This window comes from Paracoccus aerodenitrificans, assembly GCF_027913215.1.
GTDB lineage: Bacteria > Pseudomonadota > Alphaproteobacteria > Rhodobacterales > Rhodobacteraceae > Paracoccus > Paracoccus aerodenitrificans.
Genome location: NZ_CP115784.1, coordinates 299,437 through 324,172, shown reverse-complemented (window position 1 = coordinate 324,172; position 24,736 = coordinate 299,437). Strand labels below are relative to the sequence as shown.

The 24,736-nt window shown below is 62.5% G+C and carries 25 protein-coding genes; 9 read left to right on the top strand and 16 right to left on the bottom strand.

Annotation, left to right across the window (positions count from 1 at the left end):
- Positions 1-130 precede the first annotated feature (130 nt).
- The 4 genes from aspS to PAE61_RS02860 all read right to left on the bottom strand — a co-directional run bounded on the left by aspS (position 131) and on the right by PAE61_RS02860 (position 5,065).
- Entirely contained in the window at positions 131-1,903 is a 1,773-nt protein-coding gene (aspS, locus tag PAE61_RS02875; protein ID WP_271113921.1) for an aspartate--tRNA ligase, read from the bottom strand.
- 62 nt (positions 1,904-1,965) lie between these two features.
- Positions 1,966-2,661, bottom strand: a complete 696-nt coding sequence (locus PAE61_RS02870) for a CPBP family intramembrane glutamic endopeptidase (RefSeq protein WP_271113920.1) — start codon at positions 2,659-2,661, stop codon at positions 1,966-1,968.
- Positions 2,634-3,434 carry a glycoside hydrolase family 25 protein gene (locus tag PAE61_RS02865; RefSeq protein WP_271113919.1) on the bottom strand — a complete coding sequence of 267 codons (801 nt, stop codon included), beginning with the start codon at positions 3,432-3,434 and terminating at the stop codon, positions 2,634-2,636. The genes PAE61_RS02870 and PAE61_RS02865 overlap by 28 nt, the downstream gene beginning before the upstream one ends.
- A gap of 227 nt (positions 3,435-3,661) precedes the next feature.
- A complete protein-coding gene (locus PAE61_RS02860; RefSeq protein WP_271113918.1) occupies positions 3,662-5,065 on the bottom strand; it encodes an FAD-binding oxidoreductase in 1,404 nt (467 codons plus the stop codon).
- Positions 5,066-5,164: 99 nt separating this feature from the next.
- Here PAE61_RS02860 and PAE61_RS02855 point away from each other — a divergent pair, with 99 nt between their 5' ends.
- Positions 5,165-6,835 (top strand): chloride channel protein, encoded by a 1,671-nt coding sequence (locus PAE61_RS02855; protein ID WP_271113917.1) that lies wholly within the window; start codon positions 5,165-5,167, stop codon positions 6,833-6,835.
- Here the strand turns inward: PAE61_RS02855 and PAE61_RS02850 are convergent.
- Positions 6,832-7,512 carry an ABC transporter ATP-binding protein gene (locus PAE61_RS02850; RefSeq protein ID WP_271113916.1) on the bottom strand — a complete coding sequence of 227 codons (681 nt, stop codon included), beginning with the start codon at positions 7,510-7,512 and terminating at the stop codon, positions 6,832-6,834. The genes PAE61_RS02855 and PAE61_RS02850 overlap by 4 nt on opposite strands.
- On the bottom strand, positions 7,505-8,794 hold the full coding sequence (locus PAE61_RS02845) for a lipoprotein-releasing ABC transporter permease subunit (protein ID WP_271113915.1): 1,290 nt from the start codon (positions 8,792-8,794) through the stop codon (positions 7,505-7,507). The genes PAE61_RS02850 and PAE61_RS02845 overlap by 8 nt, the downstream gene beginning before the upstream one ends.
- Before the next feature lie 241 nt (positions 8,795-9,035).
- Between PAE61_RS02845 and radA the strand changes: the two genes are divergently transcribed.
- From radA to purF, 3 genes are all read left to right on the top strand, one after another.
- Positions 9,036-10,400 carry a DNA repair protein RadA gene (radA, locus tag PAE61_RS02840; RefSeq protein WP_271113914.1) on the top strand — a complete coding sequence of 455 codons (1,365 nt, stop codon included), beginning with the start codon at positions 9,036-9,038 and terminating at the stop codon, positions 10,398-10,400.
- A gap of 41 nt (positions 10,401-10,441) precedes the next feature.
- Positions 10,442-11,101, top strand: a complete 660-nt coding sequence (locus PAE61_RS02835) for a CvpA family protein (RefSeq protein ID WP_271113913.1) — start codon at positions 10,442-10,444, stop codon at positions 11,099-11,101.
- Positions 11,102-11,230: 129 nt separating this feature from the next.
- Entirely contained in the window at positions 11,231-12,721 is a 1,491-nt protein-coding gene (gene purF, locus PAE61_RS02830; protein WP_271113912.1) for an amidophosphoribosyltransferase, read from the top strand.
- A 49-nt stretch (positions 12,722-12,770) separates the two neighbouring features.
- On the opposite strand, the gene zapA is transcribed toward purF, so the two are convergent.
- The 3 genes from zapA to PAE61_RS02815 all read right to left on the bottom strand — a co-directional run bounded on the left by zapA (position 12,771) and on the right by PAE61_RS02815 (position 15,458).
- A complete protein-coding gene (zapA, locus tag PAE61_RS02825) occupies positions 12,771-13,124 on the bottom strand; it encodes a cell division protein ZapA (protein WP_271113911.1) in 354 nt (117 codons plus the stop codon).
- Positions 13,125-13,127: 3 nt separating this feature from the next.
- On the bottom strand, positions 13,128-13,604 hold the full coding sequence (locus PAE61_RS02820; protein WP_271113910.1) for a hypothetical protein: 477 nt from the start codon (positions 13,602-13,604) through the stop codon (positions 13,128-13,130).
- A 111-nt stretch (positions 13,605-13,715) separates the two neighbouring features.
- Positions 13,716-15,458, bottom strand: a complete 1,743-nt coding sequence (locus PAE61_RS02815) for a BCCT family transporter (RefSeq protein WP_271113909.1) — start codon at positions 15,456-15,458, stop codon at positions 13,716-13,718.
- Between the two features lie 171 nt (positions 15,459-15,629).
- On the opposite strand from PAE61_RS02815, the gene hisB reads away from it, so the two are divergent.
- Together hisB and hisH are read left to right on the top strand one after the other, a co-directional pair.
- The gene (gene hisB / locus PAE61_RS02810; RefSeq protein ID WP_271113908.1) at positions 15,630-16,217 is read left to right on the top strand and encodes an imidazoleglycerol-phosphate dehydratase HisB; all 588 of its coding nucleotides are present in this window, start codon (positions 15,630-15,632) and stop codon (positions 16,215-16,217) included.
- Positions 16,217-16,852, top strand: a complete 636-nt coding sequence (gene hisH / locus PAE61_RS02805; protein ID WP_271113907.1) for an imidazole glycerol phosphate synthase subunit HisH — start codon at positions 16,217-16,219, stop codon at positions 16,850-16,852. Before hisB ends, hisH begins: the two co-directional genes overlap by 1 nt.
- Before the next feature lie 81 nt (positions 16,853-16,933).
- Here the strand turns inward: hisH and PAE61_RS02800 are convergent, their stop codons facing one another.
- Complete coding sequence (locus tag PAE61_RS02800; RefSeq protein ID WP_271113906.1) at positions 16,934-17,320, bottom strand: DUF2147 domain-containing protein; 387 nt, start codon at positions 17,318-17,320, stop codon at positions 16,934-16,936.
- Positions 17,321-17,481: 161 nt separating this feature from the next.
- On the opposite strand from PAE61_RS02800, the gene hisA reads away from it, so the two are divergent.
- The gene (gene hisA / locus PAE61_RS02795) at positions 17,482-18,198 is read left to right on the top strand and encodes a 1-(5-phosphoribosyl)-5-[(5-phosphoribosylamino)methylideneamino]imidazole-4-carboxamide isomerase (protein WP_271113905.1); all 717 of its coding nucleotides are present in this window, start codon (positions 17,482-17,484) and stop codon (positions 18,196-18,198) included.
- A 139-nt stretch (positions 18,199-18,337) separates the two neighbouring features.
- Here the strand turns inward: hisA and rpsO are convergent, their stop codons facing one another.
- The 3 genes from rpsO to PAE61_RS02780 all read right to left on the bottom strand — a co-directional run bounded on the left by rpsO (position 18,338) and on the right by PAE61_RS02780 (position 20,262).
- On the bottom strand, positions 18,338-18,607 hold the full coding sequence (rpsO, locus tag PAE61_RS02790) for a 30S ribosomal protein S15 (RefSeq protein ID WP_271113904.1): 270 nt from the start codon (positions 18,605-18,607) through the stop codon (positions 18,338-18,340).
- Between the two features lie 161 nt (positions 18,608-18,768).
- Positions 18,769-19,629 (bottom strand): calcium-binding protein, encoded by an 861-nt coding sequence (locus tag PAE61_RS02785; protein ID WP_271113903.1) that lies wholly within the window; start codon positions 19,627-19,629, stop codon positions 18,769-18,771.
- 84 nt (positions 19,630-19,713) lie between these two features.
- On the bottom strand, positions 19,714-20,262 hold the full coding sequence (locus PAE61_RS02780) for a pseudouridine synthase (protein WP_271113902.1): 549 nt from the start codon (positions 20,260-20,262) through the stop codon (positions 19,714-19,716).
- Between the two features lie 315 nt (positions 20,263-20,577).
- On the opposite strand from PAE61_RS02780, the gene PAE61_RS02775 reads away from it, so the two are divergent.
- Both PAE61_RS02775 and PAE61_RS02770 read left to right on the top strand, forming a co-directional pair.
- Positions 20,578-21,090 (top strand): TRAP transporter small permease, encoded by a 513-nt coding sequence (locus PAE61_RS02775; protein WP_271113901.1) that lies wholly within the window; start codon positions 20,578-20,580, stop codon positions 21,088-21,090.
- Positions 21,087-22,358, top strand: a complete 1,272-nt coding sequence (locus PAE61_RS02770) for a TRAP transporter large permease (RefSeq protein ID WP_271113900.1) — start codon at positions 21,087-21,089, stop codon at positions 22,356-22,358. The genes PAE61_RS02775 and PAE61_RS02770 overlap by 4 nt, the downstream gene beginning before the upstream one ends.
- A 42-nt stretch (positions 22,359-22,400) precedes the next feature.
- Here the strand turns inward: PAE61_RS02770 and PAE61_RS02765 are convergent, their stop codons facing one another.
- Genes PAE61_RS02765 through phnL form a run of 3 tightly spaced genes read right to left on the bottom strand, consistent with a single transcriptional unit; the run spans position 22,401 to position 24,735 of the window.
- Positions 22,401-23,531, bottom strand: coding sequence for an alpha-D-ribose 1-methylphosphonate 5-triphosphate diphosphatase (locus PAE61_RS02765; RefSeq protein WP_271113899.1), 1,131 nt, complete (start codon positions 23,529-23,531; stop codon positions 22,401-22,403).
- Complete coding sequence (gene phnN / locus PAE61_RS02760; protein ID WP_271113898.1) at positions 23,528-24,055, bottom strand: phosphonate metabolism protein/1,5-bisphosphokinase (PRPP-forming) PhnN; 528 nt, start codon at positions 24,053-24,055, stop codon at positions 23,528-23,530. Before phnN ends, PAE61_RS02765 begins: the two co-directional genes overlap by 4 nt.
- Entirely contained in the window at positions 24,052-24,735 is a 684-nt protein-coding gene (gene phnL / locus PAE61_RS02755) for a phosphonate C-P lyase system protein PhnL (protein WP_271113897.1), read from the bottom strand. The genes phnN and phnL overlap by 4 nt, the downstream gene beginning before the upstream one ends.
- Between the last annotated feature and the right edge of the window lies 1 nt (position 24,736).

Here is a 24,736-nt window from a genome sequence, read left to right as displayed (position 1 = left end):
ACAAACCCGGCATACGCAAGAGCGAATGCGTATCTTGGACAGCACCAGCAGCGCATCTGCCCCAGCAGGTGAGACGGTCGACGCCGCATTTGCCGCCATCAGTGCTGGGCCGGGACTGCCGGACCGCCTCTTAATCCTTGGGGATCACCCGCAGGCGAAGCTCGCGCATCTGCTCATTCGTCGGGTCAGAGGGCGCGTTCATCATCAGATCCTCGGCCCGCTGGTTCATCGGGAACATGATGACCTCACGGATATTCTGCTCATCCGCCAGCAGCATCACGATCCGGTCGATCCCCGCCGCACAACCGCCGTGGGGCGGTGCGCCATAGCGGAACGCCTTGACCATCCCGCCGAACCGCTTTTCGACATCGTCCCTGCCATAACCGGCCAGTTCGAACGCCTTGAACATGATTTCCGGCTTGTGGTTCCGGATCGCGCCGCTGATCAATTCATAGCCGTTACAGGCCAGATCATACTGATAGCCCTTCACCGCCAGAGGATCACCGTTCAGCGCCTCCATCCCGCCCTGCGGCATCGAGAACGGGTTATGGCTGAAATCGATCTTGCCCTCGTCGTCTTTCTCATACATCGGGAAATCAACGATCCAGGCGAATTTGAACTGGTTTTCGTCGGTCAGACCAAGTTCGCGCCCGATCTCATTGCGGGCACGACCGGCAACGGCCTCAAAGGCCTCGGGTTTGCCGCCGAGGAAGAAGGCCGCGTCGCCCTCGCCCAGACCAAGCTGCTGGCGGATGGCCTCGGTGCGTTCGGGGCCGATATTCTTGGCGATGGGGCCGGCGGCTTCCATGCCGTCATCACCCTTGCGCCAGAAGATATACCCCATCCCCGGCAGACCTTCCTTCTGCGCGAACGCATTCATCCGGTCAGCGAATTTACGGCTGCCACCCTTCGGCGCAGGAATGGCGCGAACCTCGGTCCCCTCCTGCTCCAGCAGCTTCGCGAAAACCGCAAAACCCGAGCCGTGGAAATGGTCGCTCACCACCTGCATCTCGATCGGGTTGCGCAGGTCTGGCTTGTCGCTGCCATATTTCAGCATCGCCTCGGCATAGGGGATGCGCGGCCAGTCCGTATCGACGCGACGGCCCTCGCCGAATTCCTCGAACAGGCCCTGAATGACGGGCTGGATGGCGGCGAAAACGTCCTCTTGCTCGACAAAGCTCATCTCGACGTCAAGCTGATAGAAATCGGTCGGTGAGCGATCCGCACGGGGATCTTCGTCGCGGAAACAGGGGGCGATCTGGAAATAGCGGTCGAAACCGGCGACCATGATCAGCTGCTTGAACTGCTGCGGGGCCTGCGGCAGCGCATAGAATTTGCCCGGATGCAGGCGCGAGGGGACCAGAAAATCCCGCGCCCCTTCGGGCGACGATGCGGTGATAATCGGGGTCTGGAATTCGGTGAAGCCGGTATCCCACATGCGGTTGCGCAGGGACCGGATCACCTTGGAACGCAGCATGATATTGTTATGCAGGCTCTCGCGGCGCAGATCGAGGAAGCGATAGGTCAGCCGGGTTTCCTCGGGATAGTCCTGATCGCCGAAAACCGGCAGGGGCAGTTCCTCTGCCGGGCCCAGAACCTCAAGCGCGGTCGCATAGACCTCGATATCGCCGGTGGGCAGTTTGGCATTGCGCAGCGCCTCATCCCGCATCTTCACGCGACCATCGACGCGGATCACGGTTTCCGCCCGCAGCTTTTCCATCGCCGCGAAAGCGGGTGAGTCGCTGTCGGCCAGCACCTGCGTCATGCCGTAATGATCGCGCAGATCGACGAACAGCACGCCCCCGTGGTCGCGGACCCGGTGAACCCAGCCTGACAGGCGGACCTCTTCTCCGGCATTGGCGGCGGTCAGATCGGCGCAGGTGTGGCTGCGATAAGCGTGCATGGCGGACCCCTTTTTGTCAGGCCCGCATCAACCTGTTTGAGAGCGCGAAGTCAAGCCGCACGTCAGAACGGACGCACCGCATTTCCGGAATAAAAATAGACACCCATGCCCACTGCGAACAGGATATTACCCGCAATGGCATGCAGCGACCACGCCCAGAGAAAGCCACGCCGCAGATAGCCCACGGCAAAGGCGACGCCCCCGGCGAAGGTGAAGATGGCGACGATCCAGTTCCAGTACATCAGATGCGCAAGGCTGAAGATCGCGGCATTGGCCAGCACCGCCTGCCCCGGCCCGGTGAACAGCCTTCCATAGCGGTGGAAGAAAAGGACGCGGAAAATCAGCTCCTGCGGAAGGGCCGACAGCAGCGGATACAGCGCCCAGATCACCAGCAGGAAGGCCGGGTTGCGGCGCAGGAATGAGAACATGGCCTCGGGTTGGGTGATATACAGGACCAGAACCGAGGCGGTTAAGGTGACTGCCGAAAATCCCAGAAACAGTTTCCAGTCGAAGCGCCGCCATCCGCGCAGAAAATCGCGCCAGTTGAAGCCTCCGGTCCACCACAGAAGCGCAAGCCCCAGCAATGAAAAGATGAACAGCGCCTCAAACATCTGCCGGGGCGGCAGGAACAGCGCAATCGCCACGGGAATGGCGATGAACAGAAGCGCGAACTCAACCGCAAGACGCGCCCGGCCGGTCTGGCCGGGCTGTCCCCAGTTGAACCGCTTCGTCAGCGTACGAGGCGACGATTCAACCATGCCCGCCATTGTCCCACATTACCTGCAAAGGCGTTCAGATCGACATTGCCGCTGATTCCGGGAACGGTGCCAGTGCCGGTATATTGCCAGAAAGTCCAGTTCTGGCCGGGATAGACATTCCGCGGATGATCCGCGACCGAGCGCAGCCAGAACTCGGCATTCAGACGCCCGATGCCGGTTTCACGGTAAAAATCGACCGTCGTATAGACGATGGGCTGCTGGCCGTAATGGCGTTGCAGGATCGCCAGGAAGATATTCGCCTCGCGCAGGATCTCAGCCGATCCGGGGCGGCGTGGACAGGTGCGCGAATTGGTCCACTCGATATCCAGCACCGGCGGCATCGAGCCGGCCTGACGCGGCACGTTGCGGATGAACCATGCCGCCTGCTCGGCACCCGAGCGGCAGAAATAATAGTAATGATAGGCCCCGCGCGGAATCCCGGCAGCACCCGCCTCGCGCCAGTAGCGCTGGAATTCGGGATCGCTGTGATCCCCGCCCTCGGTTGCCTTCAGAAAGGCGAAGCTGACGCCCGATCTGCGGACCCGGTTCCAGTCGATATTGCCCTGCCAGCGGGAAATATCGATCCCGTGCACGGGCAGCCCATAGGGGTGACCGCCCTGCCATGTATGGGGATTGTTATCGCCAAGCTGAGGCACCGCGCCGCCGACCCAGCCTCCGCCCCCGGACGGAACCGTAACCGTGCGCTGACCGCCACCACATGCTGCCAGAAACAGCACGGCGAAGACCGAAAGAATGGTGAGTACCCGCGACACGCTGCCCCCCGAGGTTGTTTGCGTTCTTATCGCAGTATCACGGGGCCATGTCACGGGTGATCGGTCCTCACGAACGCGTCAGAGCATGGAAGCTTCCCGTAGCTGAGGGCTTCCGGCAACAGATATGCGATCAACGCCACATTCCGGGCTGAAACAGCCGGGAACAGCGCAGGCTTATGTGCCCGGCTTTCCGGGCAGGCTTGCTGCTCGCTGCGGCATCTGTCCGGTCAGGCCAGGCCCGTATCCGATGCCCCGTCCCGATCCGGCACAAGCTTTCCGGGATTGAGGATATTATGCGGATCGAGCGCCGCCTTGATGCTGGCCATCACCGCCCATGCCGCGCCATGCTGTTCCTGCATCAGGCCGCGTTTGCCCACGCCTATTCCATGTTCACCGCTGACCGTTCCCCCGACCTCGATGGCGCGTCGTGCCATCGCGTCTGCGGCTTTCTTAGCCCGGGACAGCTCTTCCTGATTGCCCGGCTCGACCAGCATCAATGTATGGAAATTTCCGTCGCCCACATGTCCGACGATATTCCCCAGTAAACCGGCCTCGGCCATCGCCGCCGCCGCAGCCTCGACCGCACCGGGCAGTTCGGACATCGGCACACAGACATCCGTCACAACGCCGGTCGCCCCCGGCCGCAGTTTCAGCGTCGCCCAATAGGCCGCGTGACGGGCCTCCCATAAACGGTGACGATCTTCGGGTGAGCTTGCCCATTGGAAACCCTGCCCACCACATTCGGCGGCGATCTCGCCGAAGGCCGCCGCATTCGCACGAACCCCGTCAGGAGAGCCGTTGAATTCAACCATCAGATGCGGCTGCTCGGGATAATCCGTGCCGGAATTGCGATTCACGGCCCGCATCGCCACAGCATCCATGAACTCGATCCGGGCCATCGGAATGCCGCTTTGCATGGTCATGGCAACGCAGTCCACCGCATCCCGCATATTGCCGAATGCGCAGACAGCGGCAGCCGAATCCTCTGGCTGGCCGTGCAGACGCAGGGTCAGTTCCGTGATGATCCCTAACGTCCCCTCTGACCCGACCATAAGCGCGGTCAGATCATATCCTGCACTGGATTTCGCGGCTTTCGTGCCGGTGCGGATGACGGTGCCATCCGCCAGAACAACCTCAAGCGCCAGCACCGCATCGCGCATCGTGCCATAGCGCACCGCCATCGTCCCCGAGGCCCGTGTCGCCGCCATCCCCCCAAGACTGGCATTGGCGCCGGGATCGATGGGAAAAAACAGGCCGGTGGCGCGGAGATCGGTGTTCAGCGCCTCACGCGTGACGCCGGGCTGGACAATGGCCAGCATATCTTCGGGCCGCAACTCCAGCACACGGTTCATCCGCATCACATCCAGCACAAGCCCGCCCTGAGTGGCAAGCGCATGCCCCTCCAGCGAGGTCCCCGTCCCCCAGCCGATCACCGGGCAGCGATGACGATTGCAGATCTCAAGGATCCGGCTGACCTCGGCGGTAGTCTCCGGCCATGCAACAGCATCGGGGGGCGGAGCGCGATGCCATGTCTCGGACTGGGCATGCTGATCGCGGTCGGATTGCTTCTGTGACAAACGATCCCCGATCAGCCGGTGAATTTCGTCGAACGCCTTCTGATGGTTGACCATGCCGCTTCCCTTTTGCTTCATGCCAACATGGCCCAAGCAGAACCGCCGCGAAAGCCCCCAAAGGACACACCCTCCGGCCATTGGCTGACCGGAGGTCGTATGCAGATGGGCGCACATTTCTCTCGCGCCATGTATTTCCTGCAAACGCAGGGCCCCAGCAAGATGCAGTTCTGGCTTCTGGCATTGCTGATCGGGATCGCCGCCGGTTTCGCCGCGCTGCTGTTCCGACTGGGGATCGACGGGTTGCAACGCGCCGCCTACGGCATCGACGATCAGGCCCTGAAAAGCGAGGCGCACCGCCTGCCCTGGTGGTGGCTGGTCGCGGTGCCGACCCTTGGCGGGCTGGCGGTCGGGCTGATTCTGGACCGGTTCACAACGGATGCACGCGCCCGGACGGTCAGCGATGTGATCGAGGGGGCCGCGCTTGAAGGCGGTCGGGTCGAGACGAAAGAGGGCCTCGCCTCTGCGGCGGCCTCGCTGATCACACTTGGCACTGGCGGGTCCTCGGGCCGGGAAGGGCCGGTCGTGCATCTGGCAGGGGTGGTCTCGACTTGGTTCGCCATGCGGATCAATGCCAGCCCGATGACCGGGCGCGAATTGCTTGGCTGCGCCGTATCCGGAGCCGTCGCCGCAAGCTTCAACGCCCCCATCGCCGGGGCGCTTTTCGCGCATGAGGTGATCCTGCGGCATTTCTCGGCCCACGCCTTCGCGCCGATCGCGATTTCCGCCGTGGCCGGGACTGTCATCAACCGTCAAGCTTTCGGCGGCGCGACCGAGTTCTCGCTGCCCCGCGAACCGGGGCTGAGCTTCTATGTCGAGCTGCCCGCCTTCATGTTGCTCGGTCTGGTTTCCGCCCTTGTCGCCACCGCCCTGGTCTGGGCCATCATCAAGACCGACAGGGCCGCAACCGCCGCCTTTGCGCAGACCGGCTGGCCCCGCTGGCTGAGACCGGCTCTGGCCGGGATGCTGCTTGGGCTGATCGCCATCCCGTTTCCGCATATTATCGGCGTCGGCTATCAAACCACCTTCGCCGCGCTGAACGGCTCGCTTGAGTTGCGCGAGATCATTATCTTCGCCCTCGCCAAGATCGTTGCCGTGGCGATAACCCTTGGCGGACGCATGGGCGGCGGGGTGTTTTCGCCCGCGCTCGTTCTGGGGGCGTTGATCGGGCTTGCCTATGGGATGATTGCAAGCTCTGCCCTACCCGACCTGTCCAGCGGCACCACGATCTATGCAATGGCCGGCATGGGCGCCGTGGCAGCCGCCATTCTGGGCGCACCGATTTCAACCGCATTGATCATCTTCGAAATGACCGGCGATTTTCAGACCGGGATCGCGGTCATGACGGCGGTTTCGCTGTCCTCGGCGCTTGCGTCACGGCTTTTGCACCGCTCGTTTTTCCTGACCCAGCTTGAGCTGCGCGGCATCCATGTCGCGGAAGGCCCGCAGGTCTGGCTGCCGCAGAAAATGCGGATCAACTCATTGATGCGGGCACCGGATGCCGAGAATGCGCCCGCCCCGGATCTGGTCCGCAATCTAGCGCTTTCAGGCCGCACGCTGGTCGATGGGGCAACGCTCGACCTCGCCCTATCGGAATTCGAACGCATCGGCGGAGCCTTCCTGCCCGTAATCCGCCCGCCAGAGCCCCGCGACCCCGATACCATCGGCCCGCCCGCCCCGCCCGAAATCATCGGAACGCTGTACCATGTCGACGCGCTCAGGGCGCTTAATCACGCTCTGGCCGAAGCGGCGGCAGAGGAGCACGGCTAGATCGCCGCAATCCTTCCCGCCTCCAGCCGGACCACGCGGTCCATCCGCCCTGCGAGGTCGAGGTTATGCGTGGCGATCAGGGCTGAAAGGCCGGTTTCGCGGACCAGCGACATCAGCATGGCAAAGACCCGGTCCGAGGTCTCGGGGTCGAGATTTCCTGTCGGTTCATCTGCCAGCAAGAGCGCCGGTTGATTGGCAAGCGCACGGCAGAACGCGACGCGCTGCTGCTCTCCACCGGATAGTTCTGCCGGGCGGTGATCCGCGCGGTCCTTCAGCCCGACGCGCTCCAGCAATTCGGCCGCGCGGGCTTTTGCGTGCGTGTCCGGCACTGCATTGGCAAGCTGGGGCAGGACGATATTCTCTGCCGCGCTGAATTCGGGCAGCAGATGGTGGAACTGATAGACAAAACCCAGATCGCGGCGGCGGGCCGTGGTGCGGGTGCGATCAGGCTCTCCGGTCAGTTCGGTGCCGTTCAGGATCACGCGCCCCGCATCCGGTGTATCCAGCAGCCCTGCAATATGCAGCAGCGTGGATTTGCCCGCGCCGGAGGGCGCGACGAGGGCCACGACCTCGCCCTTTGCGACCGCAAGATCGAGGCCGCGCAGCACGTCGATCTGGCCCGGCTCGCCCTTGTTATAGGTCTTCCCGATATTTTCGAGACGCAGCACATCATTCATAGCGCAGTGCCTCCACCGGGTTCATGCGTGCCGCGCGGGCAGCCGGGAAAATGGTGACAAGGAAGCTGAGCGTCAGTGACAGCCCCACAGCCTTGCCGATATCCACCGCGCGAAGCTTGGCCGGCAATTCATAAATTCCCCGAACCGAGGCATCCCAGGCCCCGCTGCCAAGAAGCGACATGATGTGATCGACATTCAACGACACGATCACCCCCAACACCACCCCGGCAATCGTCCCGATCACGCCGGTAAACGCGCCGCACAGGAAAAACACCCGCAGCACCGAGCCTTCCGTCAGCCCCATCGTGCGCAGGATCCCGATATCGCGCCCCTTGTTCTTGACCAGCATGATCAGCCCGGACACGATATTCATCGTGGCGATCAGCACCAGAACCGAAAGGATGATGAACATCACATCATCCTCGATATCGAGCGCCCGCAGGAAGCTGCCCGAGCTGTCCTTCCAGGTCCAGACCTGCGCACCCTCGCCTGCAACCCCGATCAGCGGCAGGGTCCAGTCGCTGACTCGTTCGGGGTCCTCGACATATACCTCGATTTCGTCGGCGGCCCCTTCGCGGTTGAAATAGGATTGCGCCTCGGACAGCGGCAGATAGGCGCGGGTCCGGTCGATATCGTAGCGCCCGGCGGTGAAGATATAGACGACCTCATAGGCATTCACCCGCGGCGTCGTGCCGAACGCGGTCTGCGCCCCCTGAGGCGAGATAAGCTGGACGCGATCCCCGACACCGACGCCGAGTTCCCGCGCGATGCCCGAGCCGATGGCCACACCCTCATCAAGGCGGTCTATGTCGCCGTAACCCGTTTCCGGATCGTTGATGCGCGGAATTTTATTCAGGTTTTCCGTCGTTATTCCAAAGACTTCGGCAACATTGTTCCGGTTATTCGCACTGGCCATGACCTGCCCCTTCACCACCGGCGTGGCGCGGATGACGCCGGGCAGTGCGGCCATCCGGGCGGCCATTTCGTCGTAATCAGTGATCCGGCCGGGCTGCGTATAGACCTCTCCGGTCAGCTCATTGGTGAAGCTGGTGGGCAGCATGAACACGGTGGTATGCGCATTTGCCCCGAGGATCGTATCGACGAATTCGTCGCGGAACCCGGTGCGGACCGCCAGTGTCACGATCAGCGCGGCGACGCCGAGCGCGATGCCGATCAGGCTGATCCATGTCATGACAGAGACACCGCCTTCGGCGCGGCGGGCGCGGAGATAGCGCCATGCGATGAGGAACTCGAAGCGGGAGAACGGTCTTGGGCTTGGCATGAAGGGTCCTTGTCGTCCGGCGGGACCCTGCGGCGAAACGGGAAAAAGCGCAACCCGACATTGCCGTGAGCCGCGCCGGTTTCCGAGCCCCACAGCGCGTACACCGGATGTACACAGCGCATACACCGCCCATGCGGCAGCGGTAAGGACCGGAACAAAAGCCAGACATATCGCCCCCGCCCTCAGATGCCGGGCAAAGGGATGCTTGCCGGGGCCGGGCCGCTCTGCCAGAAAGCGGCGCATGACCAAACCAGTCACCTCTTTCACCTGTCAGGAATGCGGCGCGACCCAGCCGAAATGGGCCGGGCGCTGCGATGCCTGCGGGGCGTGGAACAGCATCGTCGAAGAAGCCCCCCTGTCGCAGGGGCCGGGCCGGGGGTTGGGGGTCGCGAAGGGCAGGTCGATTCCGCTCAGCGCCCTGTCCACCGAGGAACCGCCGCCGCCCCGCGCCGAATCCGGGCTGGCCGAGTTCGACCGGGTTCTGGGCGGGGGTCTGGTGCCCGGCTCGGCGCTGCTGGTGGGTGGCGATCCGGGGATCGGGAAATCCACCCTGCTGCTTCAGGCCGCTGCCCAGTTTGCAAAGCGCGGTATAGAGGCAATTTATATCTCGGGCGAAGAAGCCAGTGCGCAGGTCAGAATGCGGGCGCAGCGTCTCAGGCTGGCCGAAGCGCCGGTCCGGCTGGGAGCCGAGACCGCTTTGCGCGATATCCTGACGACCCTTGATGCCGAACGGCCCGATCTGGCGGTGATCGATTCCATCCAGACGCTCTGGTCGGATACGGTCGACTCGGCACCGGGCAGTATCAGCCAGGTCCGCGCCGCCGCGCATGAGCTGGTGACCTTCGCCAAGAAACGGGGCGTCGCGGTGATTTTGGTCGGCCATGTCACCAAGGAGGGCCAGATCGCAGGCCCGCGCGTGGTCGAGCATATGGTAGATACGGTGCTCTATTTCGAGGGCGAGCGCGGCCATCAGTTCCGCATTCTTCGGGCGGTGAAGAACCGTTTCGGCCCCGCCGATGAAATCGGGGTGTTCGAAATGACCGGCGGAGGGCTGGCAGAGGTCGCCAACCCCTCGGCGCTGTTTCTGTCCGAACGCGGGCAACCCAGCCCCGGCAGCGCGGTTTTCGCCGGGATCGAGGGAACCCGCCCGGTGCTGACCGAAATTCAGGCTCTGGTCGCGCCATCGACACTGGCAAGCCCGCGCCGCACCGTGGTCGGGCTGGATTCGGGGCGGGTCAGTACGATCCTTGCCGTGCTGGAGGCCCGTTGCGGTATCCCCTTCACCGGGCTGGATGTTTTCCTGAATGTCGCAGGCGGAATGCGGGTCATGGAACCCGCCGCCGATCTGGCCATCGCCGCCGCCCTGCTGAGCGCCAGAGAGGACAGTGCACTTCCCGCGGAATGCGTGACTTTCGGCGAAATCAGCCTCTCCGGCGCATTACGCCCGGTCGCTCAGGCCGAAAACAGGTTGAAAGAGGCGCTGAAACTTGGTTTTTCACAAGCCATCATTCCTGCGTCCCAGAAACTGGACGGCGCGGGCGCAACGCGTCTGGACCGGATCGCAGAGCTGACAGACTTTGTCGGTGAGGTATTCGGAGCAGGCTGAAAACGGGACAAAGCGGCCAAACTGCCGCAAAAAGGTGGTATATGGACGGCTTTACCATAATCGACGGCGTCGTGGCGGCCGTGATCATCCTGTCAGCAATTCTGGCCTATGCGCGTGGCTTCGTGCGCGAATCGCTTGCCATTCTGGGATGGATCGGCGCGGCGGTGCTGGCTTTCCTCTTTGCGGCGACGATGCGCCCGATGATCGCCCAGATCCCGGTGCTGGATCAGTTTTTGGGCGAGAGTTGCGAGTTGGCAACGATTGCCGCCTTCGCGGTGGTGTTCGCCCTCGCGCTTGTCCTGTTCTCGATCATCACGCCGCTGTTTTCCTCGGTCGTGCAGCGCTCGGCGCTTGGCGGTGTGGATCAGGGGATGGGCTTCCTGTTCGGGGTGGCGCGGGGCATTCTTCTGGTTGCGATCGCCTTCATCGTCTATGACCGGGTCATGACCACGACCCCTGTGCCGGTGGTGGATAATTCGCGCTCTGCCAAGGTATTCGAGCGTATGACGGGCCGGCTGGATTCCGAGGTGCCGCAGGATGCGCCGGGTTGGATCATCACCCGCTATAACCAGCTCATGTCCGGATGTATCGGCGACGGAATCACCCCGGATGAGGCCACCGGCCCGGCCACGGAAACCGGCAACGATGCCGGAACCGCCGCCGGAGCCAGCGAAGCGACGATCCCCGAAACCGCCAACTGATCCGGCGGAAAAGGCGGTTTTGCATGGTTGTCATGTAACGTTTTTGCGTCACGCCTCTGGCAGGGGCGTGACTCTTGATCGGTTACACCCTATTTAACCCTTAACTTCCGACAGCCAGGTGTGCGTTTCATGAAACCCTTCCTCGCCCACCCTTTCGATGACGACCGCCTGCACGAGGAATGCGGGGTGTTCGGGGTCATCGGCGTGGCCGAAGCCGCGAATTTCGTGGCGCTTGGCCTGCACGCGCTTCAGCATCGCGGGCAGGAGGCTGGCGGCATTGTCAGCCATGACGGCGAGAGCGGCTTCAACAGTGCGCATCGTTTCGGCTATGTCCGTGACAATTTTACAAAACAGTCGCTGATGGAGACCCTGCCCGGCCCGCTGGCCATCGGACATGTGCGCTATTCCACGGCAGGCGCGAAAGCCGCCCATATCCGCGATGTGCAGCCCTTTTTCGGCGAGTTCAGCATGGGCGGCTGCGCCGTTGCCCATAACGGCAATATCACCAACGCCGCCGCCCTGCGCCGCGAGTTGATCGAGCGCGGCTCGATCTTTCAGTCGGGCAGCGATACGGAGTGCATCATTCACCTGATGGCGCGGTCGATCCAGCGCAATATCCCCGAGCGGATGAAGGATGCGCTGCGCCGGGTCGAGGGTGCGTTCAGCGTCATCGCAATGACCCGCACAAAGCTGATCGGGGTGCGCGATTCGCTTGGTGTGCGCCCGCTGGTTATCGGAAAGCTTGGCGATGATGGCTATGCGCTGTCATCCGAGACATGCGGGCTGGATATTATCGGTGCCGAGTTCGTCCGCGAGGTCGAACCGGGTGAGATGGTGGTGATCTCAAAGGGCAAGATCGAAAGCTCGCGCCCATTCGCGCCGATGAATTCGCGCTTCTGCATTTTCGAGCATGTCTATTTCAGCCGCCCCGATTCGATCATCGGCGGCCGCTCGGTGTACGAAACCCGCCGTCAGATCGGGGTCGAACTGGCCCGCGAAGCGCCGGTCGAGGCCGATCTGGTCTGTCCGGTGCCCGATTCGGGAACGCCTGCCGCCATCGGCTATGCGCAGGAATCGGGGATTCCCTATGGGATGGGGATTATCCGCAATCAGTATATGGGCCGCACCTTCATCGAGCCGACCGACCAGATCCGCAATATGGGCGTGCGGCTGAAGTTGAACGTCAACCGCTCTCTGATCGCGGGGAAGCGGGTGGTTCTGGTGGATGATTCGGTTGTCCGGGGGACGACCAGCCGCAAGATCAAGGACATGATCATCGACGCGGGCGCGCAAGAAGTGCATTTCCGCATTGCGTCTCCGCCGACGGCGTGGCCGTGCTTCTATGGTGTGGACACGCCGGATCGGGAAAAGCTGCTGGCGGCGCAGATGACGCCTGACCAGATGCGGGAATGGATCGGGGTGGACAGCCTGTCCTTTGTCACGCTTGACGGGCTGTATCGCGCCGCGGGCGAGGCAGGCGGGCGCAGCAATAGCTGTCCGCAATATTGCGATGCGTGTTTCTCGGGCGATTATCCGGTGGCGCCGTTCGATCAGCTTGAGCGGGGATTCCAGATGAAGGAAGGCTCGGAAAGCTCGCGCCAGAACCACGCGGCAGAGTAGCAGGGCGGTTTACCTGTACGCCTGCACAGGGTGGTCCGGCGGTGCCGGGTCAGGCTTTCGTGCCGCCTTTGCCTTCTGCCCGCTCGGCCAGCGACTCGGCCCGGGCCACCAGTTCTTCCATCGATCTCTGCACCTCGGAAGTGACTGTGCCGGAGGCCGCAGAGCGGGTGCGGGCCAGTTCACGTTCGGCGGCAAGGGCGCGATCCTCGACCGAACTCATCCTGTCAGCCAGCATCAACCCGGCCAGCAGAAGCAGTCTCGGTTCCGGCATCCGTCCGGCCTGTTCCACGATCTTGCCGGCCTCTTCATCCAGCAAGGCAGCGGCCCGGCGCAGCAGGCGCTCTTCGCCGTCCTGAGCCTGCAACGTGTATTCCTTGTGGCCGATGGTGAAGGTGACATCCATGCCTCAGCCCTCGTTCTGATCGAATGACACGACATCGCCCGATGCGGGCGCGACATTTTCGGCATAGGGCGCATCGGATGCACGCGGGGCGCTTGCGATGAACGCCTCAAGCGTGGCCATGACCTCATCCAGCGCGGCTTCTTCGGCCGCTCTGGCGGCTTTCAGCGCCTCAAGCTCGGCGGTCAGCGCGGCTTCGGCATCGCCCTGCCCGCTGGTCAGTTTCGCATTCTCTGCGGCAAGCACCTCATTGGCCTGAGCCAGCCGGACCGTTTCCGCACCGGCTTCGGCAAGCCGCTGTTTCAAAGCTGCATTCTCACTGATGAGCGCGGCGATTCGTGCGTCGGACCGGGATGAATCATCCGGGGTGGCAGTCTGCGGGGCCGGATCGGCAGCCGCTCTGGCATCCAGAGATTCGAGGGCCTTGTCGATACGGCCAAGTGCGGAGATGAGGCGCTTTTCGCTTTCCGCAAAACTGGTCATGAGGATTCCTGACGGGCAAACATGAGGAATCTTCTTACAGCACTGTGGTTGAAAAACAAGAACGGGCGGGGAAATCCCCGCCCGCCCGGCGCATGTCTACGCAAGGATTTGTCAGTTCATCTCTCGCCGTTCGGCACGGAGGCCCTGCACGATGGCCCAGCAGGCCCCAAGCAGGATAATGGTGAACGGAAAGCCGGTCGAAACCGCCATCGCCTGAAGGGCGCTCAGCCCGCCAGCCAGCAGCAGCGCAATCGCGACCAGACCTTCGATGGTGCACCAGAAGACCCGCTGCGGCGTGGGCGAGTTGACCTTGCCGCCCGCCGCGATCGTGTCGATCACCAGCGAGCCCGAATCGGACGAGGTGATGAAGAACACGATCACCAGCACGATGCCGACGAAGCTGGTGATCCCGGTCATCGGAAGCTGGGACAGCATCTGGAACAGTTTCAGTTCCAGCGCGGCATCCGAAATCCCGGTGAAGCCGCCAAGCGTCATCGAAATCGCGGTCCCCCCGAAGGTGGTCATCCACAGAACCGAAATGATCGCAGGCACCAGAAGAACCGCAATCAGGAACTGACGCACGGTCCGGCCACGCGACACACGCGCGATGAACATGCCGACAAACGGTGACCAGGAAATCCACCACGCCCAGTAGAACGCGGTCCAGCCATGACGGTAATTATCATCGGTCCGTCCGAACGGGTTCGAAAGCGGGATGATCTCTTGCGCATAGGCTTTCAGATTGGCAAAGAAGCCGGTCAGGATCGTCATTGTCGGACCGACGATCAGCACGAACAGCAACAGCAGGAAGGCCAGTCCCATATTGACCTCGGACAGGCGTTTCACGCCCTTGTCCACACCCGCAATGACCGAGAACATCGCAATCGCGGTGATGACGATGATCAGAATGACCATAGACATATTCGTCGCCGGAATGCCGAACAGGAATTCAAGACCTGCGGTCGCCTGCTGCGCTCCGAAACCAAGCGAGGTTGCCAGACCAAAAATGGTCGCGAATACCGCCATGATGTCGATGATATGGCCCGGCCAGCCCCAGATCCGGTCGCCGAGCAGCGGATAGAACACCGAACGCATGGTCAACGGCAGGCCCTTGTTGAAGCTGAACAGCGCCAGCGCCAGTGCCACCACCGCATAGATCGCCCAGGGGTGCAGGCCCCAGTGATAGATCGTCGCGGCCATGCCCAGACGGCGTGCACCCAGCTCATCCCCCTCGGCTCCGCCAAGCGGTGCCCAGTCGGTGCGCAGGCCGTCCTCTCCGATAGTCACCCCGGCGAATGAGCTGTCGAAATGGCTCATCGGTTCGGAAACGCCATAGAACATAAGCCCGATGCCCATACCGGCAGCGAACAGCATCGCGAACCAGCCGGTCAGGGTAAAGTCCGGGGTCGCTTCTGGCCCACCAAGACGGACGCTGCCAAGCGGCGAGAGGATAAGCCCGAGGCAGAGCAGCACGAAAATATTGCCCGAAATTATGAAGAACCAGGCAAGGTTGCCGGTCAGCCAGCCCTGCATGGCCGAGAAGAACGGATCAAGCTGCGCCTGAAAGATCAGCGCCGCCAGCGTGACCCCGATAACGGCAAGCGCCGAGATCGTGAAAACCGGCTTGTGGACATCGAATTCCAGCGTCAGCGTGTGGCTGAGATTGTCCTGGCCAATCTCATAATCTGTTTCAATGACTTCGGTCGGACCTTCCGGTTCCGGAACCGGCGCTTCCTCTTCCGGTTCGCGACCGTCGAGAATGGCATTTTCATAAGCGGGATCTCCGGGATGGCCCGGTTGATTGCGATGCGGATCCCCCTGCTCCCCCCCGTGCGGATCATTCGGATCGGACATGAAATTCCTTTCAGTGTTATTGCATGTTATGTCGGTGTCTCATGAGGGTGGCGCTTATGTCACATTTGCGCGAGATTGGCCACCCATGCAGCATTGCAACGTATTTGCAGGGGATTGGGGTTCCCTTTGACACGACATATAAGACATTAAATTTCCTCAAGAGGTCAGCCCATGAGAGAGGCATCCGTCACCCGCAACACCGCGGAAACCCAGATCGAGGTCAGGATCGCCCTTGATGGAACCGGGTCCTATGACAACCAGACCGGGGTCGGGTTTTTCGACCACATGCTGGACCAGCTTTCCCGCCACTCGCTGATCGATCTGACGCTGCGTGCGCAGGGTGATACGCATATCGACGATCACCACACCGTAGAGGATTGCGGCATCGCCATCGGTCAGGCGCTTGCGAAGGCGCTTGGCGACAAGCGCGGTATCAGGCGTTACGGCGCGTTCCATCTGGCGATGGACGATGCGCTGATACGCGCGGCTCTGGATCTGTCGGGGCGGCCTTATCTGGTGTGGAATGTGGATTTCCCGACCGCGAAAATCGGGACATTCGATACCGAGCTAGTGCGGGAATTCTTTCAGGCCCTGTCGACTCATGGCGGGATCACGCTGCATGTCGATTGCCTGCACGGACTCAACAGCCATCACATCGCCGAGGCCGCTTTCAAGGCCGTTGCCCGTGCGCTCCGCGAGGCGGTCGAGCCGGATCCGCGCATGTCGGGCGTACTGCCTTCGACGAAAGGGGCGCTTTGATGCTTGTCGCTCTGGTCGATTACGACAGCGGCAATCTGCATTCGGCGGAAAAGGCTTTTGCGCTGATGGGGCGGAAATCAGGGGCCGGGATCACGGTGACCTCTGACCCCGATGTCGTGAGCCGTGCCGACCGGATCGTGCTGCCCGGCGACGGGGCGTTTCCGGCCTGCAAGGCCGCTCTGGACGCGGTGCCGGGCATGGTCGAGGCGTTGCGCGAGGCGGTGGAAAACCGTGCCGTGCCCTTCATGGGTATCTGCGTCGGCATGCAGATGCTGGCCGATACCGGCCATGAATATCGCGATACGGCGGGCCTTGGCTGGATCGGCGGGGAAATCGACGCGATCCGCCCTGACGACCTGGCGCTGAAAGTGCCTCATATGGGCTGGAATGAGCTGCGCCTGCACCGCGATCATCCGGTGCTGGAGGGGATCAGCACGGGCGATCACGCCTATTTCGTCCATAGCTGGCAGTTCCATCCCGCCGATCCGGCTCATCTGCTGGCCGATGCCGAATATGGCGGGGAGGTCACGGCCATTGTCGGGCGTGACAATATCATCGGCACGCAGTTCCATCCCGAGAAATCGCAGACCGTGGGGCTGCGCATCATCGAAAATTTCCTGAGCTGGAACCCGTAAGCCGACGCCGGGGCTGCGCGAATGAAAACGGGCGGCCCCACCGGACCGCCCGTCTCTTCCCTGTGGACCGTGTTTTTCTGATTATTGCAGCTTTGCCCAGGCCTGGCTTTTGCAGATCAGCCCGCCCGCGACACAGCCCGACAGGCTCATCCGGTTGCCGTTGACCGAAGCCTTGCCGCTGTAGATCTTGTCATCGGCCGGTCTCAGCACCCGGCCTCTATATTCGCCGCCGCCCTGAGGGGCCATGTCGATCACGATCTGCTTGCCGATATTCGGGGACTGGAATTCTTGCCCGCCATCCCGGAAAGTGCGGGTGATCGTGCCGCAGAACGCGCCGCCGCACGGGCCGATCTGGACATAAGCGAAAGCGCCCTCATCCGGCTGGGTCTGCCACAGACCTTCAATCGGATCTGCGGATGCGGCACCGGCGGCAAGGCCGAATACAGCGGCGAGAATGAATTTCCTCATGGTCTCCTCCCTGAAAACCTCATGCCGGGGCATCTTCTGGCAGCATCGCCGTTTCATGCAAGCATGACGTGAGGTCGCCCTGCACTGCCCGCACGGACCGCCGCGCTTGTGCCTGACTTTCCCCTGTGGCAAAGCCCGCCCGTCAGAGACCGGAGCCCGACATGATCCTTTACCCCGCCATCGACCTGAAGGACGGCAATTGCGTACGCCTGCTGCGCGGCGACATGGAGGCGGCGACAGTCTTCGGCACCGATCCGGCGGCGCAGGCGCGGGCCTTTCAGGATGCGGGCGCGGAATGGCTGCATCTGGTGGATCTGAACGGCGCTTTCGCGGGTCAGCCGGTCAATGCGGCAGCGGTCGAGGCGATCCTTGCTGCGACCAGCATTCCCGCTCAGCTTGGCGGAGGGATCCGCGATATGGCGACAATCTCGATGTGGCTTGAGAAGGGCCTGAAACGTGTGATTCTCGGGACGGTCGCCGTCGAAAACCCCGATCTGGTCCGCGAGGCCGCCGCCGCCTTTCCCGGCCAGGTCGCTGTCGGCATCGATGCGCGGGAGGGCTTAGTTGCCACCAAGGGATGGGCGGAGGAAACACAGATCAACGCCACCGATCTTGCGCGAAGCTTCGAGGATGCCGGGGTCACGGCCATCATCTATACCGATATCGACCGCGACGGTGCGATGGGCGGCCCGAATATTCCCGCAACCGAAGCGCTTGCCCGTGCGGTTTCCATTCCGGTCATCGCCTCGGGCGGAGTCTCGTCGATGCAGGACCTGACCGCGCTGCGCGACACCGGGATCATTGCCGGAGCGATATCAGGCCGTGCACTCTATGACGGCGCGATTGATCTGAATGAGGCGCTGAGGGCGCTTGCCTGAGAGCGGTTGCATTCGATTCACACTCGCCATGCCCGCCGAGACGAATATGCAGGCGAGATATCGGACAGATCCCACACACGCAAAAGAAAACACCCGCAGCGTGAACTGCGGGCGTTGGCTCTGTGAGTGACAGCGTCGCTTAGCGGCGGATGCCAAGGCGCTTGATCAGGTCCTGATACCGGCCCTCATCCTTGCCGCGCAGATAGTCCAGCAGCTTGCGGCGCTGTGCGACCAGCTTCAGAAGGCCACGACGGCTGTGGTTGTCCTTCTTGTGGGTCTTGAAATGCTCGGTCAGGGTGGAAATGCGCGAGCTCAGAAGTGCAACCTGAACTTCGGGCGAGCCGGTGTCGCCTTCCTTCGTCGCAAATTCCTTCAGCAGGCGATTCTTTTCTTCGACAGTAATCGACATCGGGGGCTCCTTTCGAAAACAAAGGGTTATGGCGCAGGCCGGGATGTCGTCCAGCTCAGGCCCGTGGAGGGTTTCCGCCGGGTTTCACCAGCGGACGCGCGGCTATACGCGATTTTCCCGTGAAAGGAAAGGGTTGCGCTGACGGCCCTCAGCGGTATGCGTCATAATGGCCTTAACACGATATCATCGTCTTCCAGCGCCGAGGCATCCAAGATCTTCGCGACAGGCTGACCGTCAAGCAGCACTGTCGCACTGCCATCCGGGGAATGGGACAGCACCAGTTCCGCATCCGGGTTTTCCGAGGTGATCCGGATAATGTCACCGGGCTGATGATCGGTGATATGCGCCACGCCGCTGGCATCGGCCTCATGCGTGATGATGAACACGTCATCGCCGTCATTACCGTCGAGCCAGTCACTGGCCCCGCCGGTCAGAATGTCGTCCCCTGCGCCGCCATGCAGAGAGTCGCTTCCTTTACCACCAAGAAGCGAATCGTCGCCCGTGCCACCCGACAGATCGTCATTCCCTTTCCCGCCCATCAGAAGATCGTCGCCCGCACCGCCATCCAGCCAGTCCAGACCCCGACCGCCATTCAACGTGTCATCGCCCGTCCCGCCGAACAGGCGGTCATATCCTTTCCCGCCCGAAAGATGATCGGCCCCGCCATTGCCCGCCAGCGTATCGTTGCCCGCATCGCCGGAAAGCCGGTCACGTCCGGCAGCGTCTTCCGCATCGTCGCCATAGAGCCAGTCATTTCCGCCATAGCCGGAAAGCGTGTCGTCGCCGTCGTCCCCGGCCATGTCGTCGGTTCTGGCGCTGCCATGCAGGATATCGCTGCCTGGGCCTCCGACCATGACGCCGCCGCCGCGCAGGATATCGCCGACCGTCCCGAGCGTCTCTTCAGGCTCCGGTTCGGGTTCGTCTTCATCTTTTTCCGGGATTGTTTCTTCGTCGTCGCTTTTCAGCAATTCGGCAGCAGCACCCGCCGCCAGAGCACCCAGTACACCCGCAATCACAAACATATCACACCTCAACTACTGCGGTGCAGAATACCGCTCCGTCAGCACGGCGTTAATTCATTTCCTGACAAAGGGTTAATCCGGCAGTCAGCGCGGTTGCGGATCCACCTTGCGCCATTCGCCGGGGGCAAGCCCGTCAACCGTCCAGCCTCCGACCTGCCAGCGGACCAGCCGCAGCGTCGGTAGCCCCACCGCCGCCGTCATGCGCCGCACCTGCCGGTTGCGGCCCTCTCGGATGGTCAGGCGCAACCAGTGATCCGGCACGGATTTGCGGACCCGGATCGGCGGATCGCGCTGCCACAATCTTGGCGGATCGATCCTGTCTGCCCGAGCGGGCAGAGTGGGTCCATCCTTCAGGGCGACACCGTTGCGGAGCGCGTCCAGCGCAGCTTCGTCCGGGTCGCCCTCGACCTGCACCAGATAGGTCTTTTCCATCTTGTGCTTCGGATCGGCGATCCGCGCCTGAAGCCTGCCGTCATCGGTCAGCAGCATCAGGCCCTCACTGTCCATATCCAGCCTGCCAGCGGGATAGACTCCTTTCACACTGACGTAATCCGCCAGTGTGGGGCGCGGTTTGGCCGAATTATCGGTGAATTGCGGCAGCACACCGAAGGGCTTGTTCAGAAGGATCAGCATAGTGCTTTCTTGCAAGCGGGATGGGGCGAGGCAAGGGGCGGGTCGGCATTCTTCGTTGACAAGCCGGAAGCGGGTTGAGAAGCATCTTCATGGTCTTGCAAAAGATTGCGGGGAGCTCGGGGGCGCAGCAAGATGGAAGCGGAAGGGATGAAAACCATGTCGGAAGCGATGCAGCAATGCCGTGCTGAAGCCGATATTGCGGCGATGGCCGGATGATAGTTCGCCTTACCTTCAGCAGGTTTGCGGGGCCTTGCTGCATGTCCTTGATCGTCAGTCCGGACGCGCAGGATCGGGCCGCCCGAAAGGAAAAATACCGTGTCAGATGAAGACGGCAGCGCCTCGGCGCTCAAAACAGCAACCGAGCGGCTGATTGCGGTTACGCATAATATCGCCGCCTTGCTGCTGGCGGTCGCATCGGTTCTGGTCGTCTATCAGGTCTTCACCCGCTTCGTGCTTGGGGACGCTTCCGGCTGGTCAGAGGTCGCCGCGCGGGGCACGGTGATCTGGATGGTGTTCATGGCGCTTGCAGTCGGATTCCGAAGCGGGGCGATGATCACGCTGGAATTCATCCGCAATATCCTGCCGCCCGGACCGCAGCGTCTTCTGTTGCGGGTTGTCACCGCGCTGTCGCTGCTTTTTCTGGTGCTGCTGGCCTGGTACGGGTTCCAGATGACGCTGCGTGTGCAGAACCAGCGGATCGCCATGATGGGCATCTCGATGAGCTGGTTTTACGCAGCCATCCCTGTTGGCTGCGTTCTGGCGATTCCGGGGGTGATCCTCGGGCATCTCGATCCGGTCAGGCGCAAGGAAGAGGACGCGCCGGAATGAATGCCGCCCTCGCCCTGTCGCTGATCGTGCTGTTCATCCTGTCGGTCCCGGTCGCAGTCGCCATCGGTCTGGCCTCGGTGTTCGGGATCACCTTCTTTTCCAACCTTCCGCTTCTGGTGGTGCCGCAGAAGATCTTTACCAGCCTCGACAGTTTTCCGCTGCTGGCGGTGCCGTTCTTCATACTGGCAGGCAACCTGATGAGCCACGGAGGCGTGTCCCGCCGACTGGTCGATTTCGCCAAATCTCTGGTGGGCGGCATGCAGGGCGGTCTGGCCAGTACCTGCGTGGTGACCTGCATGATCTTCGCGGCGATCTCGGGATCGTCCGTTGCCACCACATTTGCGATCGGCGCGATCCTCATCCCGGCAATGGTCGCGCATGGCTATCCCACACCGATGGCTGCGACGATTCAGGCCTCCTCGGCCGAACTTGGAGTGATTATCCCGCCCTCGGTGCCGATGATCATCTATGCCGTTTCGACGGAAACCTCGGTATCGCGGCTATTCATCGCCGGGATCGGGCCGGGTATCCTCATCGCCGTGATGCTGGTGGTGATGGTCCAGATCTGGTGCCGGGTGAAGGGCTATGGCACGCGGGACGGAGATGAGAGCATGTCGGTTCCGAAAAGCGCCGTCAAAGCCTTCTGGGCGCTGATGCTGCCGGTGATCATTCTCGGCGGCATCTATGGCGGCGTTTTCACCCCGACCGAGGCTGCCGCGGTCGCAGTCGCCTATGCGCTGTTCGTCGGGCTGGTGATCTATCGCGAGATCCGTATCTCGGACCTGCCGGAAATCTTTCGCAGCGCCGTGGTCAGCACGGGTGCGATCATGCTGATCATCGCCACGGCGGGGCTGCTGTCCTTTCTGGTCAATCTGTCGGGATTGCCAACAGTGATCGGCGGTTGGGCCGAAGGCAATTTCTCCAGCCAGTGGAGCTTTCTGCTGTTCATCAACCTGCTGCTTTTCCTTGTCGGCATGTTCGTCGAGACCTCCGCCGCGATCCTTGTTCTGGGTCCGATCCTTGCCCCGGTTGCGGTAAGCTATGGAATCGATCCGGTGCATTTCGGTATCGTGATGATCGTGAATCTGGCGATGGGGATGATTACGCCGCCGCTCGGGGTGAATCTGTTCGCCGCCTCATCGGTGGCGGGAATTCCGGTGCAGCGTATGTTCAAGTCACTGCTGATCCCGCTTGGCACGGTGATCGCGGCGCTTTTTCTGATCACCTATCTGCCCGGAATAAGCCTTTATCTCACACGCTGGATGTAGGCCGCTGCCTCTTGCGCCGACAACCCGGACCGCCGCGCGGCATCAGCCGACGCAGCGCCCCCGGCACCAGACCCCGCGCACCCGTGGCGTCTGCCGCGCATCGGCGACACGCACCAGATCCGCCCGCAGCCCCTCGGCGATCCTGCCCCTGTCGGTCAGGCCGGTTGCCTCTGCCGGTGTCGAGGTCACCGTCGCAATGGCGCGGGGCAGATCGTCCCACATTACCGCAAGACGGCAGGACGCCATCAGCAGGCTGGAGGGGACATAATCCGATGAAAGAATATCCAGCAGCCCCTTTTGCGCCAGATCCTTGGCCGCGACATTGCCCGAATGGCTGCCGCCCCGGATCAGGTTCGGCGCCCCCATGATGATCTTGATGCCTGCATCCCGGCTGGCCTGAGCCGCCTCGACCGTGGTCGGAAACTCGGCCAGCTTCACACCATGTCCGGCACTGGTCTGCACCTGAGCGGCAGTCGTATCGTCATGGCTGGCCAGTGTCGCGCCGAATTCCCCGGCAAGCCGCACCGCCTCGGTTTCATGCCGGTCTCCGATCCGGTTGCGCAGAGAGGTCAGCATCTCGACATGGGCCGTGAACTGGGCATCGCTCATGCCGTGCTTACCCTTTTCGTATTCCTCAAGCTTCTTCAGATCCCGGAACTGCCGCTGACCCGGGGTGTGGTCCATCAGGCTGACCAGCCGGACCCGGTGGCCATCGCCGAAAGCCTCCATCTCCTCGACCAGGGTTTCGGAACAGATCTCGGCCCGCAGATGGATGAAATGGCTGATCCGGGTCGCCTGACGGGCATTCAGCGCGTTGATTTCCTCGGCAAGGGCAAGCGCATAGGGCGCATAACCCTTCGCCGTGCCATAGATGGACCCGACGCGCAGCGCATCGAACACGGTCGTGATCCCGACCGAGGCAAGCTCACCGTCATGCGCCAGAATCGCGGTGTCATGCGGCCAGTCCACGCCGGGACGGGGCTGCATGTGACGTTCCAGATTATCCGTATGCAGCTCGATCAGGCCGGGGATCAGCAGATCGCCTTCGCAATCGACCGCGCCGACCGGAACGGCAGGACCTTCGGTGATCGCGGTAATGGTCTCGCCCTCGATATGCAGAGCGCCGCGCATCACGCGGTCGGACAGAACCAGATCGGCATTGGCGAGGATCACGATATCAGCTCCTTTACAGCGGCAATGAAGGCCGAGGCCGCATCGTCCAGTTCGCCAGAATTATCGACGGTCACGACCTGCAGCCCGGCAGGATCGAACTCTGCCTCTCGCGCGATGCGGGCGGCGATTTCTTTCGCGGTTTCGCGACCCCGCTCGGCAAGCCGCGTCGCAAGCACATCGGCTGTCGCGGTGACATGAATAACCGACAGGCCGGGCAGCGCCATCGCCGCCTGACGCAGAATGCGGCGGGAGAGATTGACCAGATGGGTCCCCTGCCGCGCGGGTCTGGGAATCCCATATCGCAAACCATGAGCCTGCCAGTCCAGAATGAAGGCCTCCTGCTCTTGCCGGGCAGCGAATTCCGTCTCGGCGACGGCTTCGAAATCCTCGCTGCCATCCCCGGCGGGCCGCGTGATCACGCGGCGGACCAGTTCGATATCGGGAAGCGCCTCTGCGGCCTTGCGCATCAGCGTATCCTTGCCCGCACCAGACGGGCCGACGACGGCAATATAATTCGCGCTCATGGCGAGGCCTCCGCTGTGAATCCCGTGACATCTACCACGCGGTCGCAAACCCTGTCGCGTGCATCGTGATCGTGGAATATCCCCAATATCGCCGCACCACGCGCCTTGGCCTCGGAGATCAGGGACAATACCGTCTCGCGGTTCCCGGCATCAAGGCTGGCTGTCGGTTCGTCCAGCAGCAGCGCCGGATAGGGATGCACGAAGCCCCGCGCGATATTCACCCGTTGCTGCTCTCCGCCTGAAAACGTGGTGGGCGACAGACCCCATAGCCGCACGCCGATATTCAACCGTGTCAGCAACTCACGGGCCCGCTCTTCCGCCCGATCGACCGGCATGCCAAGCGCCAGCAAAGGTTCGGCCACAACCGTCAGCGTCGGCACCCGCGGCACCACGCGCAGGAACTGGCTGACATAGCCAAGCGTCGCCCGGCGCAGCCCAATGACGGTGCGCGGCTCTGCCCCCGAGACCACCGTGCCGCCCACCCGGATCGTGCCGTGATCGGTGCGGTAATTGCCCCAGATCATCCGCATGAGCGTCGATTTCCCCGACCCCGACGCGCCGGTCAGCGCGACACATTCACCGGGAGCAACGGAAAGGGACGCCCCCTCCATCACCCGCAAAACCGTGCCACCCTGATTATGCAGGGTGAATTCCTTCGCCACGTTTTCCGCTTCGATCATT

Bases quoted from the DNA above. Each gene is read 5' to 3' on its own strand.
- aspS (WP_271113921.1), bottom strand. From the start codon at position 1,903: ATGCACGCTTATCGCAGCCACACCTGCGCCGATCTGACCGCCGCCAAT.
- PAE61_RS02870 (WP_271113920.1), bottom strand. From the start codon at position 2,661: ATGGTTGAATCGTCGCCTCGTACGCTGACGAAGCGGTTCAACTGGGGA.
- PAE61_RS02860 (WP_271113918.1), bottom strand. From the start codon at position 5,065: ATGGTCAACCATCAGAAGGCGTTCGACGAAATTCACCGGCTGATCGGG.
- PAE61_RS02855 (WP_271113917.1), top strand. From the start codon at position 5,165: ATGCAGATGGGCGCACATTTCTCTCGCGCCATGTATTTCCTGCAAACG.
- PAE61_RS02850 (WP_271113916.1), bottom strand. From the start codon at position 7,512: ATGAATGATGTGCTGCGTCTCGAAAATATCGGGAAGACCTATAACAAG.
- PAE61_RS02845 (WP_271113915.1), bottom strand. From the start codon at position 8,794: ATGCCAAGCCCAAGACCGTTCTCCCGCTTCGAGTTCCTCATCGCATGG.
- radA (WP_271113914.1), top strand. From the start codon at position 9,036: ATGACCAAACCAGTCACCTCTTTCACCTGTCAGGAATGCGGCGCGACC.
- PAE61_RS02835 (WP_271113913.1), top strand. From the start codon at position 10,442: ATGGACGGCTTTACCATAATCGACGGCGTCGTGGCGGCCGTGATCATC.
- purF (WP_271113912.1), top strand. From the start codon at position 11,231: ATGAAACCCTTCCTCGCCCACCCTTTCGATGACGACCGCCTGCACGAG.
- zapA (WP_271113911.1), bottom strand. From the start codon at position 13,124: ATGGATGTCACCTTCACCATCGGCCACAAGGAATACACGTTGCAGGCT.
- PAE61_RS02820 (WP_271113910.1), bottom strand. From the start codon at position 13,604: ATGACCAGTTTTGCGGAAAGCGAAAAGCGCCTCATCTCCGCACTTGGC.
- PAE61_RS02815 (WP_271113909.1), bottom strand. From the start codon at position 15,458: ATGTCCGATCCGAATGATCCGCACGGGGGGGAGCAGGGGGATCCGCAT.
- hisB (WP_271113908.1), top strand. From the start codon at position 15,630: ATGAGAGAGGCATCCGTCACCCGCAACACCGCGGAAACCCAGATCGAG.
- hisH (WP_271113907.1), top strand. From the start codon at position 16,217: ATGCTTGTCGCTCTGGTCGATTACGACAGCGGCAATCTGCATTCGGCG.
- PAE61_RS02800 (WP_271113906.1), bottom strand. From the start codon at position 17,320: ATGAGGAAATTCATTCTCGCCGCTGTATTCGGCCTTGCCGCCGGTGCC.
- hisA (WP_271113905.1), top strand. From the start codon at position 17,482: ATGATCCTTTACCCCGCCATCGACCTGAAGGACGGCAATTGCGTACGC.
- rpsO (WP_271113904.1), bottom strand. From the start codon at position 18,607: ATGTCGATTACTGTCGAAGAAAAGAATCGCCTGCTGAAGGAATTTGCG.
- PAE61_RS02785 (WP_271113903.1), bottom strand. From the start codon at position 19,629: ATGTTTGTGATTGCGGGTGTACTGGGTGCTCTGGCGGCGGGTGCTGCT.
- PAE61_RS02780 (WP_271113902.1), bottom strand. From the start codon at position 20,262: ATGCTGATCCTTCTGAACAAGCCCTTCGGTGTGCTGCCGCAATTCACC.
- PAE61_RS02770 (WP_271113900.1), top strand. From the start codon at position 21,087: ATGAATGCCGCCCTCGCCCTGTCGCTGATCGTGCTGTTCATCCTGTCG.
- phnN (WP_271113898.1), bottom strand. From the start codon at position 24,055: ATGAGCGCGAATTATATTGCCGTCGTCGGCCCGTCTGGTGCGGGCAAG.
- phnL (WP_271113897.1), bottom strand. From the start codon at position 24,735: ATGATCGAAGCGGAAAACGTGGCGAAGGAATTCACCCTGCATAATCAG.